The sequence below is a fragment of the Bhargavaea massiliensis genome, from assembly GCF_050480245.1.
GTDB lineage: Bacteria > Bacillota > Bacilli > Bacillales > Anoxybacillaceae > Anoxybacillus.
Map to the genome: position 1 here is coordinate 35,278 of NZ_JBCNEQ010000026.1, position 13,180 is coordinate 48,457.

The 13,180-nt window shown below is 43.0% G+C and carries 13 protein-coding genes; 12 read left to right on the forward strand and 1 reads right to left on the reverse strand.

Features of this window, described 5'->3' with window-relative positions; translation table 11 throughout:
• Positions 1–110: 110 nt before the first annotated feature.
• The 10 genes from hpf (at position 111) to ABEV15_RS06975 (ending at position 11,051) form a co-directional block, all read left to right on the forward strand.
• On the forward strand, positions 111–659 hold the full coding sequence (gene hpf / locus ABEV15_RS06930) for a ribosome hibernation-promoting factor, HPF/YfiA family (protein WP_498852768.1): 549 nt from the start codon (positions 111–113) through the stop codon (positions 657–659).
• Between the two features lie 62 nt (positions 660–721).
• On the forward strand, positions 722–1,237 hold the full coding sequence (locus ABEV15_RS06935) for a hypothetical protein (RefSeq protein ID WP_498852769.1): 516 nt from the start codon (positions 722–724) through the stop codon (positions 1,235–1,237).
• A 120-nt stretch (positions 1,238–1,357) separates the two neighbouring features.
• Positions 1,358–3,862, forward strand: coding sequence for a preprotein translocase subunit SecA (secA, locus tag ABEV15_RS06940; RefSeq protein ID WP_498852770.1), 2,505 nt, complete (start codon positions 1,358–1,360; stop codon positions 3,860–3,862).
• A gap of 80 nt (positions 3,863–3,942) precedes the next feature.
• A protein-coding gene (gene prfB, locus ABEV15_RS06945) for a peptide chain release factor 2 (RefSeq protein ID WP_498852807.1) occupies positions 3,943–5,050 on the forward strand; the annotation gives its coding sequence in 2 pieces (ribosomal slippage) (positions 3,943–4,014 and positions 4,016–5,050; 1,107 coding nt in all).
• A gap of 130 nt (positions 5,051–5,180) precedes the next feature.
• Positions 5,181–6,041 (forward strand): YitT family protein, encoded by an 861-nt coding sequence (locus tag ABEV15_RS06950; protein ID WP_498852771.1) that lies wholly within the window; start codon positions 5,181–5,183, stop codon positions 6,039–6,041.
• 59 nt (positions 6,042–6,100) lie between these two features.
• A complete protein-coding gene (gene cccB / locus ABEV15_RS06955) occupies positions 6,101–6,427 on the forward strand; it encodes a cytochrome c551 (protein ID WP_429632865.1) in 327 nt (108 codons plus the stop codon).
• A gap of 160 nt (positions 6,428–6,587) precedes the next feature.
• Positions 6,588–7,274: a cell division ATP-binding protein FtsE gene (gene ftsE / locus ABEV15_RS06960; RefSeq protein ID WP_429632863.1), complete on the forward strand. Its 687-nt coding sequence runs from the start codon at positions 6,588–6,590 to the stop codon at positions 7,272–7,274.
• Positions 7,264–8,157, forward strand: a complete 894-nt coding sequence (gene ftsX, locus ABEV15_RS06965; RefSeq protein ID WP_498852772.1) for a permease-like cell division protein FtsX — start codon at positions 7,264–7,266, stop codon at positions 8,155–8,157. The genes ftsE and ftsX overlap by 11 nt, the downstream gene beginning before the upstream one ends.
• Positions 8,158–8,174: 17 nt before the next feature.
• Positions 8,175–9,440: a murein hydrolase activator EnvC family protein gene (locus tag ABEV15_RS06970; protein ID WP_498852773.1), complete on the forward strand. Its 1,266-nt coding sequence runs from the start codon at positions 8,175–8,177 to the stop codon at positions 9,438–9,440.
• 174 nt (positions 9,441–9,614) lie between these two features.
• Positions 9,615–11,051, forward strand: a complete 1,437-nt coding sequence (locus tag ABEV15_RS06975; protein WP_498852774.1) for a S41 family peptidase — start codon at positions 9,615–9,617, stop codon at positions 11,049–11,051.
• 39 nt (positions 11,052–11,090) lie between these two features.
• On the opposite strand, the gene ABEV15_RS06980 is transcribed toward ABEV15_RS06975, so the two are convergent.
• Entirely contained in the window at positions 11,091–11,516 is a 426-nt protein-coding gene (locus tag ABEV15_RS06980; protein WP_498852775.1) for a MerR family transcriptional regulator, read from the reverse strand.
• A 179-nt stretch (positions 11,517–11,695) separates the two neighbouring features.
• Here ABEV15_RS06980 and ABEV15_RS06985 point away from each other — a divergent pair, with 179 nt between their 5' ends.
• Both ABEV15_RS06985 and ABEV15_RS06990 read left to right on the forward strand, forming a co-directional pair.
• On the forward strand, positions 11,696–12,862 hold the full coding sequence (locus ABEV15_RS06985) for a PDZ domain-containing protein (protein ID WP_498852776.1): 1,167 nt from the start codon (positions 11,696–11,698) through the stop codon (positions 12,860–12,862).
• 1 nt (position 12,863) lies between these two features.
• Positions 12,864–13,088, forward strand: a complete 225-nt coding sequence (locus ABEV15_RS06990; protein ID WP_339171614.1) for a CsbA family protein — start codon at positions 12,864–12,866, stop codon at positions 13,086–13,088.
• Positions 13,089–13,180 lie beyond the last annotated feature (92 nt).

The following is a 13,180-nucleotide window of genomic DNA, read 5'->3' on the forward strand; positions in this document are numbered from 1 at the left end:
ATTCATTATTTTGTCCATCATTTTTTCAAAAAAATGTGACGATTGAGAAGGAGTTTTGTAGGGAATTGTAGAAGTAAGTAAACAACCTTTCATAAAAGGAGGAACAGCGTATGAAATACAACATTCGCGGAGAAAACATTGAGGTTACACAAGCCATTCGAGAGTATGTCGAGAAAAAAATCGGAAAATTAGAACGCTATTTTGAATCGACGGAAGGAGTAACGGTTCACGTTAACTTAAAAGTATATAATGATAAACAGGCAAAAATTGAAGTAACAATCCCAATGCCACAAATTGTGTTGCGTGCGGAAGAGCGCCATGACGATATGTATGCGGCAATCGATTTGGTTGTTGATAAACTTGAACGCCAAATTCGTAAACATAAAACGAAAGTGAATCGGAAAATGCGTGAAAAAGAAGCAAACGGCATTACGCTTGCGCCAAGTGCTCCTGTGGCGACAGAAGAACACGAGGAAGAAGAATTTGAAATTGTACGTATGAAAAGCTTTAGCTTAAAACCGATGGATAGCGAAGAAGCAATTTTACAAATGAATATGCTTGGCCATAACTTTTACGTCTTTATTAACGCAGAAACAAACCGAACAAACGTCGTTTACAAACGAAAAGACGGCAAATACGGCTTAATTGAAGCGAACTAATCTTACCACCCTCTGTCGAATCGAGACAGGGGGTGGTATAATGTGAAAGGAGGTGAAAAAGGGTGGAAGCGATTTTACGCGAAATTTTAGGAAAGTTGACGAATATCGAAAGTAACTTCTTGTCTTTTCAACAAGAAGTGCGTGAGCGATTTGCGCAGATTGATGAGCGATTTGCGCAGATTGATGAGCGATTTGCGCAGATTGATGAGCGATTTGCGCAGATTGATGAGCGGTTTGCACAGATTGATGAAAGATTCGCTCAAATCGATCAGCGTTTTGAAAACATGGAGGCTCGATTAGTGGCGCTTGAACAAAAAATGGAAGAAACAAATGAGCGGATTAGTCGCCTCGAGGAAGAAATGTGTGATGTCAAGAAGCGCCTTGCACGCGTTGAAACACAATTAGACGAAGTCAAAGAAACGGTGCATCGTCTCGAAGTTCAACTGGCGAATGACGTGCACACATTACTGCAAAACATTTATAAAAAGATCGACGAAAAAGGATTTGAAATTTATGCATTAAATAAACGTTTGCTTAGAGTGGAAGCCTCCATTGAACAACTACAGTCGCAAGTGTAATCCAGCGAAAAAGCTGGTTTTTTCTTTTTTCCCCATCGCCCTTTTCCGTATGAGTTGTCACCTTTTCCTGTAAATGATATCATGTAGATTAGTGATTCTATAATTAAGGAGCGTTTTCATATGCTTGGAATGTTGAAAAAAGTGTTCGATCCAAATAAACGGCAAATTGCGCGATTAGAAAAAATCGCAAATGAAATTGATGCGCTCGGTCCAAAAATGGCGCAGCTTTCTGATGACGAGTTGCGTCAAAAAACAGAAGAGTTTAAGGCGCGTCTTGAAAAAGGCGAAACGCTTGATGATTTACTTGTTGAGGCGTTTGCGGTCGTTCGTGAAGCTGCAAAACGCGTGCTCGGCATGTATCCATATAAAGTGCAATTGATGGGGGGCATCGCCCTTCATGAAGGCAATATTGCTGAAATGAAAACAGGGGAAGGAAAAACGTTAACAGCGACGATGCCGGTATATTTAAACGCATTAACCGGAAAAGGTGTTCATGTCGTAACGGTGAACGAATATTTAGCGAGCCGTGACGCGACAGAAATGGGTAAGTTATACCAATTTTTAGGATTATCTGTCGGATTGAACTTAACGAATATGTCGCGTGAAGAAAAGCAAGCGGCTTACAATGCAGATATTACATACGGAACGAATAACGAATTTGGGTTCGACTATTTGCGCGATAACATGGTGCTATATAAAGAACATATGGTGCAACGCCCACTCCATTATGCGATCATTGACGAAGTCGACTCGATTTTAATTGACGAAGCGCGTACGCCGCTCATTATTTCAGGCACAGCGCAAAAGCCTACGAAATTGTACATTCAAGCGAACGCATTTGTGCGCACACTAAAGCGCGATGTCGATTATACGTATGATGAAAAAACGAAGAGCGTTCAGCTGACAGAAGAAGGAATAAACAAAGCGGAGCGCGCGTTTGGCATTGATAACTTATTTGATTTAAAACATGTGACGTTAAACCACCATATTAACCAAGCGTTGCGCGCACATGTTGTGATGCAGCGCGACGTTGATTACGTTGTGGAAGACGGAAAAATCGTCATCGTTGACCCGTTTACAGGCCGTCTCATGCGCGGACGTCGATATAGCGATGGACTCCATCAGGCGATTGAGGCAAAAGAAGGGCTTGAAATTCAAAATGAATCAATGACGCTTGCGACAATTACGTTCCAAAACTATTTCCGCATGTATGAAAAGCTTGCGGGAATGACGGGAACGGCGAAAACAGAAGAAGAAGAGTTTCGCAACATTTACAATATGCAAGTCGTTGTCATTCCGACAAATAAACCAGTCATTCGCGATGACCGTCCAGATTTAATTTATCGTACGATGGAAGGAAAGTTTCGCGCTGTTGTCGAAGACATTGCGGAACGTCATGCGAAAGGACAACCTGTCCTTGTCGGTACGGTGTCCATTGAAACGTCTGAATTATTGTCGAGCATGTTAACGAAGCGCGGCATTCGCCATAACGTATTAAACGCGAAAAACCATGCGAAAGAAGCAGAAATTATCGCTCAAGCTGGTCAAAAAGGGGCAGTAACGATTGCGACAAACATGGCAGGACGCGGAACGGATATTAAACTCGGTGAAGGTGTGCGCGAGCTTGGCGGTTTGGCTGTCATCGGTACAGAACGTCATGAAAGCCGCCGCATCGACAACCAATTGCGTGGTCGTTCTGGTCGTCAAGGAGACCCTGGGGTATCGCAATTTTACTTGTCGCTTGAAGATGAGCTCATGCGTCGCTTCGGTTCAGAAAATATGATGGCAATGATGGATCGTTTAGGCATGGACGATTCACAGCCAATTCAAAGTAAAATCGTATCAAAAGCGGTCGAATCTGCGCAAAAACGCGTCGAAGGAAACAACTTTGATGCACGTAAACAACTGTTGCAGTACGACGATGTATTGCGTGAACAACGTGAAATCATTTATCGTCAACGTTTCCAAGTACTTGATTCGGAAAACTTGCGCGACATCGTTGAAAAAATGATTCAATCCGTGATTGAGCGCGTTGTGCGTATGCATACGCCGGATGAAGATATGCCGGAAGAATGGAATGTGCAAGCGATCGTTGATTATGTGCAGGCGAATCTTCTTCCTGAAGGAGACGTGACGATCAACGATTTGCGCGGCAAAGATCCAGAAGAAATGATTGAATTCATTTGGAACAAAGTGCGTGCGCGTTACGATGAAAAAGAAAGCCGCATTCCAGCGGAACAAATGCGCGAGTTTGAACGCGTGATCGTTTTACGTGCTGTCGATATGAAATGGATGGAACATATCGATGCGATGGAACAGCTTCGCCAAGGCATTCATTTACGTGCGTACGGTCAAATTGATCCATTGCGTGAATATCAAATGGAAGGCTATGCGATGTTTGAAGCGATGATCGCTTCCATTGAAGAAGAAGTTGCCCGCTACATTATGAAAGCGGAAATTGAAAGCAACCTTGAGCGACAAGAAGTAGCTAAAGGAGAAGCGGTTCATCCGAAAGAAGGCGAAGAAGTGAAACGTAAGCCGGTGAAAAAAGCGGTGGAAGTCGGTCGAAACGATCCATGCCCGTGCGGAAGCGGAAAAAAATATAAACATTGTTGCGGACGATAAGTGGGGGATGTTCCCTCGCTTTCGTTATGTTGCTTTCGTTATCTCGTTTGCATACAATAATGGTTGAGGTGAAGGACATGATCGATTTAGTAGAAATTAAGCAAGAGCTTGAAAAAATGGCTAAGCGATTAGCGGATATTAGGGGGTCTCTTTGACCTCGAAACGAAAGAAGCCCGCATTGAACAACTAGAAGCGCAAATGGCTGCCTCTGACTTTTGGGACGATCAAAAAGCGGCTCAGGCGGTCATTAGTGAGGCGAATGCGCTCAAAGATTTAGTCGGCGAGTTTCGTTCACTTGAAGAGCGATTTGAAAATTTAGAAGTGACATACGAGCTTGTCAAAGAAGAACCAGATGAAGAACTGCAAAAAGAGCTTGTAGCTGAGGCGAAAAAACTATCGAAAGACTTTAGCGAATTTGAACTGCAGTTACTATTAAATGAACCGTACGACAAAAATAATGCCATTTTAGAACTTCATCCTGGTGCAGGTGGAACGGAGTCACAAGACTGGGCATCGATGTTGTTGCGTATGTACACGCGCTGGGCGGAGAAAAAAGGATACAAAGTGGAAACGCTCGATTATTTGCCTGGTGAGGAAGCGGGAATTAAAAGCGTCACGTTGCTAATTAAAGGGCATAATGCATACGGATATTTAAAAGCGGAAAAAGGCGTGCATCGCCTCGTGCGCATTTCTCCGTTTGACGCTTCCGGTCGCCGTCATACATCGTTCGTTTCGTGCGAAGTTGTACCTGAATTTGATGACAACATTGAAGTCGACATTCGTCCGGATGAAATTAAAGTCGATACGTATCGCTCAAGCGGTGCCGGCGGTCAGCACGTCAATACGACGGATTCAGCTGTACGCATTACACATATCCCGACAGGTATTGTCGTCACGTGCCAATCGGAGCGTTCGCAAATTAAAAACCGTGAAAAAGCGATGAATATGTTGAAGGCGAAGTTGTACCAAAAGAAACTAGAAGAACAACAAGCGGAGCTCGCTGAAATTCGCGGTGAACAAAAAGAAATTGGTTGGGGAAGCCAAATTCGTTCTTACGTGTTTCATCCATACTCGCTTGTGAAAGACCATCGGACAAATACCGAAGTCGGAAACGTTCAAGCAGTCATGGACGGAGAAATCGATGTCTTTATTGACGCATATTTACGCTCAAAATTAAAACAAGGGTGACCTAGATTTTTTAGGTCACCTCTTTCTTCTTCCTACATGAACTTCACTACATTAAATCATCATTGCGTTAACTCGATGGTATTTACTTCCTATATCGGGCATGCTATACTCACAAAGGAAGGTGAGAAGCATGCGTAAAAGAAACAATATAACAAATCCAGTTGTTGAAAAAATATTGGAATACGTATACATTCTTGTCGGTTCGGCTGTTGTGGCGGTGGCGTTTAATTTATTTTTGCTTCCGAATCGCGTTGCGTCGGGTGGTGTGAGCGGTATTAGTACAATTTTGCATGCAACGCTCGGGTGGCAGCCAGCTTATGTACAATGGTCGCTTAACATTCCGCTATTTATCGCAGGCGTGTTGCTGCTTGGAAAACAGTTTGGCATCAAAACATTGGTCGGTACTGCTTTTTTGCCGTTTGTCGTTTATTTGACGCATGATATGGCGCCAGCAACGAACGATCCATTACTTGGAGCACTATTTGGCGGCATCGGTGTCGGCATAGGATTAGGCATTGTATTCCGTGGTCGTGCATCGACAGGGGGAACGGATTTGGCTGCCCAAATTATTCATAAATATACAGGTTTATCGTTAGGAACGTGCGTCATTTTAATTGATGGTTTAATAGTACTAACAGCAGCATTTGTGTTTGACTTAGAGCGGGCGTTATATGCATTAATTGCATTATTTGTCACAAGTAAGACGATTGATTTCGTTCAAGTTGGATTTAGTAACTCGAAAATGGCGATGATCATCACAAACAAAGAAGAACAAGTGCGGGAAGCGATTTTGCATAAAATTGACCGCGGTGTGACAAAACTACATGCATACGGTGGGTATACAGAACAGGAAAGGCCTGTTTTAATGTGCGTTGTAGCACAAAGTGAGTTCACAAAATTGAAACAATTAGTGAAAACCATTGACCCGTCTGCATTTGTCGTTGTTATGGATGCAGCAGAAGTGCTTGGGGAAGGATTTAAACGTGCCTAACGTAAAAATGATACGATATAATAGAAATGTATGACAATGTTTACAAGGGGGATATACGTATGAAGAAAAAGCTACTCAGTTTATTCGCTGGTACAGCGATTGTGTTAGCAGCCTGTGGTGGGGGGGATAGCACAAGCGAAAAACCAGCGAACGGCGGAGGAGATACCGCTTCAGCCGCAGAAGCGCTTTACAAAAAAACGTGTGCAAGCTGCCATGGACAAAACTTAGAAGGCGGCGTCGGTCCAGCGCTTGATAAAGTAGGCAGAAAATATTCGCAAGACGAAATTAAAGACATTATCGTAAACGGCCGTGGCGGTATGCCAGGCGGCTTACTTCGCGGTGAAGATGCTGATAAAGTAGCCGAATGGTTAGCAGCGAAAAAGTAAGAGGATGCGCGAATGTGCATCCTCTTTTCATTTGTAACACTCTTGAAATATAACTGTAAATAAAATTCGCCCCCCTTTTGTCGGAAATGATGATATAATGAACAAGGTAAGAATTTTGCAGGAATATGTAGAAAAAGATCGAATAATTAGGTGGTTGCTTATGATCGAAATGCAAGATGTATATAAAACATATCCGAACGGAGTCATTGCATTAAACGGGATCTCTGTTCGCATTAAGCAAGGAGAATTTGTATATGTCGTCGGTCCGAGCGGTGCTGGGAAATCGACGTTTATTAAAATGATGTATCGCGAAGAAAAGCCGACAAGCGGCAAAATTATGATTAACGGTGTGAATTTAGCCAATATAAAAGACAGCAAAGTGCCGTTGTTGCGCCGAAATATAGGTGTTGTATTCCAAGACTTCAAACTACTTCCAAAGTTAACGGTATATGAAAATGTAGCGTTTGCTTTGGAAGTGATTGAAGAATCGCCAAAAAACATTCGAAAGCGCGTTATGGAAGTGCTCGACTTAGTACGGCTAAAACATAAAGCGCGCTTTTATCCAGATGAATTATCTGGCGGAGAACAGCAACGCGTGTCGATTGCGCGTTCGATCGTTAACAATCCAACGATTGTCATCGCTGATGAGCCGACAGGAAATTTAGATCCTGATACATCTTGGGAGATTATGGACATTTTCGAACGCATTAATGATCGTGGAACGACGATTGTCATGGCGACGCACAACCGTGAAATCGTCAATACGATTCGCAAGCGCGTCATTGCGATCGAACGCGGGAAAATTGCGCGCGATGAAGTGAAGGGGGAATACGGCTATGACTCTTAACACCCTTCGTCGTCATTTTCGCGAAAGTTTAAAAAGTCTCGGACGGAACGGTTGGATGACGTTTGCGTCCATTAGTGCTGTAACTGTGACGCTGTTGCTCGTCGGTGTGTTTCTCGTCATTATGCTCAATATCCAACATATTACGAAACAAATTGAGCACGACGTCGAAATTCGTGTACATGTCGATTTAAGCGCAACAGAGACGGATAAAGACGCGCTCCGGGCAAAACTTGAAGCCCTTTCCGGTGTAGAAAAAGTAACCTACTCATCAAAAGATGAAGAGCTACAAAAATTGATTGAAAGCTTTGGAGAAGATGGTCAATCGTTTCGTCTATTTGAACAAGACAACCCGTTAAGTGACGTATTTATTGTGAAAGCAAAAAATCCGCTTGATACAGAAAAAATCGCAAAGCAAATTGAAACGTTTCCGTCAGTTGGGAAAGTGAAATACGGAAAAGGGCAAATCGAAAAGCTATTTGCCGCGACGAAAACGATTCGCAACGCCGGCGTGGCGCTAATAGTTGGATTGTTATTTACAGCGATGTTTCTCATCTCAAATACAATTAAAATTACGATTTTTGCCCGCCGTCGCGAAATTGAGATTATGAGATTAGTAGGCGCGACAAACGGGTTTATTCGTTGGCCGTTTTTCCTTGAAGGATTGTGGCTTGGCGTTTTTGGTTCCGTTGTTCCGATTGTTATCGTTCTTTCCGCTTACTCGTACGTATTTGATTTATTATATCCAAAGTTGAAAGATACATTTTTTCAACTTCTTCCGTTCTATCCGTTCGCATGGCAATTGGCGGCTGTGCTCGTGTTGTTAGGCGCATGCATCGGCATATGGGGAAGTTTGATGTCCGTCAGACGATTTTTAAAAGTATAGAAAGAGGGGGTTTTACGGTGCGAAAAAGATGGGGAACGATCACAGCAACGATGCTGCTGCTTGTTTCAAGCGTTGCTGCGCCTGCCTATGCAGTAACGAAGCGCGACATTCAAGAAAAGAAACATGAAATTGAAAACGTGCAACAAAAGCAGTCATCAATTGAAAGTAAACTAGAGCAGTCGCAACAAGAAATTGATCGGTTAAAAGCTGAACAAGAAAAAGTGAATGCAGAAATCAAAAAGCTTGATTTAGCTGTGGAAGAAACGAGCGCCAACATTCGTGCGAAACAGCAAAATATTGAAGAAACGAAACAACAAATTGTTTCGCTGAGAAAAGAAATTGAGGAAGTCATCGCGCGCATTGAACAGCGCAATGCATTGTTGAAAGAGCGCGCACGTTCATTACAGGAAAGCGGCGGTGTAGTAAGCTATTTAGACGTATTGCTCGGGGCGAAAAGCTTTAGCGATTTTATTGATCGAATGAGTGCGGTGGCGACCATTTTTGAGGCGGATCGTCAAATTATTAAAGAACAAGAAGCAGATAAAGAGTTAAAGGAAGCGAAAGAAAACGAATTGAACGACAACTTAGTACGTTTGCAAGAACAGCTTAATGAACTGCAAAAGTTAAAACAAACGTTAAACGAGCAAATTGCGGCAAAAGAAAAATTAATGGCGCTGTTAAAAGAACAACAAAAGCATGAAGAAGAAAAACAGCTCGCGTTAGAAGAAGAAAAAGAGTTGCTTGAAAAACAAGAAGCTGCGATGAAAAACCAATTACAAGAAATGATTCGCCGCCAAAAGGAGCAAGAAGCAGCGCGCAAACGTGCGTTATCTAGCCGTGGATCGTCTGAAAGCAGTTCAGGTAGCTTGCCGCCTGTGTCCGACGGTGCGTTTATGCGTCCAGCAAACGGTCCAATTACATCGACATTTGGGCCACGTTGGGGTGAATTCCATTACGGCATTGACATTGGTAAACGCGGTGCGAGCGTTCCTGTCGTTGCGGCAGCTGACGGTTACGTCTATCGCTCATACTATTCATCAAGCTATGGAAACGTTATTTTTATTATGCATTACATTAATGGACAAATATACACGACGGTATATGCTCACCTAGAATCACGCCTTGTCGGTGAAGGGCAAAACGTGAGCAAAGGACAAATGATTGGCTATATGGGCAATACGGGACGTTCATTCGGTGCACACTTGCATTTTGAATTGCATCGTGGACTTTGGAATGCATCAAAATCGAATGCCGTAGACCCAATGCAATACGTTCCGTTTTAAAGCACAGCTTGTCTGCTGTGCTTTTGCGCATTAGTTGAGAAAATCAGACGTTCGGTGTAAAATAAATACATCTTCATAAGTTATGAACGGTACAAGCTATTCATATAATGAAAGCAAACAGGCATCGCACACGGTGTGATGCCTTTCATGTATCGAAGGGTGAGGAGGCAAAACATGAACAAAAAAACAATCGCAGCACTAATGATCTTATCGATGCTATTCGGATCAGGCGTGACGTATGTCGGAATGCAGTCGCTTTCTTCCGAGACATCGACGATTACGATCGATATGCCAACGCCAACGGAGAAGTCATCGAACGAGGAATTAAAAAAAATTGAACAAGCATACAGCATGATTAAACAAAAATATGTTCAAGACGTAGATGACGAGCAGCTAATTGATGGTGCGATTCAAGGAATGATTGCGACGCTAAAAGACCCATACTCCGTTTATATGGATAAAGAAACAGCGGAGCGGTTTAACGAATCGCTCGATTCCTCTTTTGAAGGCATCGGCGCGGAAGTAAGTATGGTTGACGGCAAAGTGACGATCGTTGCCCCATTTAAAGGGTCGCCTGCAGAAAAAGCTGGGCTTCGTCCAAATGATCAAATTATTAAAGTGAACGGCGAAAGTTTAGAAGGGCTTGACTTATATGAAGCGGTATTAAAAATTCGTGGGAAAAAAGGAACGGTCGCTCGTTTGGAAGTCATTCGTCCGGGGGTAAGCGGCGTATTAACGATTGAAGTCGTCCGCGATGAAATCCCAATTGAAACGGTATATGCGTCAACAAAAGAAGTAAACGGGAAGCAAATTGGTTATATTGAAATTACATCATTTGCCGAAAAAACAGCAGAAGATTTTAAAAAGAAGTTATCCGAGTTTGAGAAAAAAGGAATCGCAGGGCTCATTATCGACGTGCGCGGCAATCCGGGAGGGTATTTACAAAGCGTGGAAGATATTTTAAAAGATCTTGTTCCGAAAGATAAACCGTACGTGCAAATTGAAGAACGCGATGGCGATAAACAACGCTTCTTCTCCAATATAACGAAGAAAAAAGATTATCCAATTGTTGTGCTTATTGATAACGGAAGCGCCTCGGCATCAGAAATTTTAGCCGCAGCGTTAAAAGAAGCAGGCGGCTATCCGCTTGTCGGTGAAAAAACGTTCGGAAAAGGGACGGTACAACAAGCGTTGCCGATGGATGACGGCAGCCATATTAAATTAACGCTATATAAATGGCTAACACCGAACGGAAATTGGATTCATCAAAAAGGCGTTGAACCGGATGTGAAAGTAAAACAGCCTGACTTTTTCTATGCTCATCCGCTTCAAATCGATAAGCCGTTGGCATATGACATGAACAACGAACAAGTGAAAAGCGCACAACAAATGTTAAAAGGTCTCGGTTTTGACCCGGGTCGCGAAGATGGCTACTTCAGCAAACAGACCGAGCAAGCTGTTCAATCGTTCCAAAAAGCGAACGGCTTACAAGTGACAGGAAAAATTGATAAACAAACAGCGAATATGTTGCAAACAAAAGTGATGGAAGCGGTTCGTGACGAACGATATGACGAGCAATTGAAAAAAGCATTACAGCTTATTGCGAAATAAAAAGGTCCCCCTGTCCGTTTTGAAGGCAGGGGGACACTTTTATAAAAAGAGGCTAATAATGCTACGTCGTGTTTGTTTTGGTTGCTCATGAACAAGTTTCGTTTGTTGTTGATGTTCGAGGTCAACAATTCGTCGCTCGAGCCGTTGGATGTATTGGAGCATGTCTTCTATTTCGCGGCGATGTTGTAGCAATTGAAAAGAGACAACGTCATCTGCTTTTTGATCAACTTTTCGTTCAAGTTCGTTTAATCGCTGTTCGACTTCTTCCCATTCGACATGTTCTTTTTCCTCTTCATCGATGCCGAGAAACTTATATTTTTCTAATTGTTCGATCGCTTCGTTCGTAAATACGTAATGTCCTGCTTCATTTTTTGTGCATGGAATGTTATATTTTTTCACCCAGCGTTGCACCGTTTTTGTCGATACCCCAAGTCGTTTCGCGACAGCGCTCGTTTTTAACTCCATTGTTCCACGCTCCTTTCAAATCATATATGAAAAAACAGTTAGACGCTTTTTATGAAATTCCTTGTATGTTGACAAAACTAGTGTTGATTCGGCAAAAAAAGTGAATTTTCGTCAACCATAAATGCTTGGATTTTGTTACAATACAAAATAGACCACCCGAAAAAATGGAGTTGATGGAAATGGAAGTATGGGGACTAGAATGGTTGAAAGCGCTCGGGACGTTTTGGCTGCAACCGTTGTTATATTATGCAATCATATTTGCATGGTTTATTGGCTGGCGTCGTGTGCAACGCGAAAGACGGGATTTTCATACACGCGTTTATCGCTCATCGCTTGAGCTGCGTGCACTCATTCGCTCACGCAGTTGGCTTGCCATTGTTTTTTCAATTGTAACCGTTGGCGTTGGACTTGTCATTCCGAATGATACGCTCGTTTTTTGGACGATTGTGACGATCGTATGCAGCTTTATGATGCAGCTCCGGCTTTTATCGGCTGCATATATCGGGAGCATCGTCATATTTACTATTAGTTTTTTTGCGCAAACGGAGTGGGCGAAGCCATTTTTTGATCGTTTTTTCCCGCATATGACGGAAACAAATGTGACTGCCGTCGCGCTTTTAATCGGGTTGCTTTTGTTTATCGAAATGTGGCTCGTTTACCGTGAAGGAGCAGAGCTTAGCTCGCCGCGGCTTGTAACGAGCAAGCGGGGACTTGTCATCGGTGAACAAATGATGCAACGTCTTTGGCTCGTACCTTTTATTATTCCTGTGCCAGGAGAGGGAGTGACGCCGTTTGCGGCGTGGTGGCCGATCATTTCAGGCGGTGAGACGTATTCGCTCGTTCTCGTGCCGTTTTTACTTGGGTTTTCCCAACGCGTGCAAACAAACATGCCTACTCATATGGCGAAATGGATCGCAAAGCGCATCGGTTGGCTCGCTACGGTTGTTAGTTTGCTAGCGATTACTAGCTACTGGTTGAAGCCGCTTGCGATCGTTAGTGCTGTTGTGGCTATTTTATGGAGAGAGTGGATTGCTTTATCAGCAAAGTTGTATGAACAAAAGCGCCCGCCATATTTTACGAAACGGGCGAATGGGCTTGTCATTTTAGGAGTTTTGCCGGATACGCCCGCACATAAAATGGCACTTTCGGTTGGGGAAGTGATTGTGAAGGTAAACGGTACACCTGTGGCGACCGAAGATGAATTTTACGCAGCCTTGCAACAAAATCGTGCATTTTGTAAGCTAGAAGTATTAAACGAAAGCGGAGAAGTTCGCTTTGCACAAACGGCTTTATTTGAAGGGGAACATCACGAACTCGGGCTGTTATTCGTAAGAGATGAGGGATAATATGTGGTTTTTGTTAGCGTTAATTGTACCAGCGTTGTTAGTTATTTTATTTACGCGGGTGACGTATAACCATTATGTCGGTACACTGCTTACTGTCGCGTTGCTCGTAGCATCGTATGTGAAAGGATATACCGATCAATTGCATGAAATTGTTGCTGATATAGCGTCGCTCATCGTCGGATTTTTGTATGCTAAACGAATGGTAGAAAAGCAAAAACAATCGTAAACCTGTCCAAATGGGCAGGTTTTTTCATAGAATATTTGTTCGTATTTTTCGCTTTTCGGTTTCGTCATATGGTACAATGAAAATAGAAATGA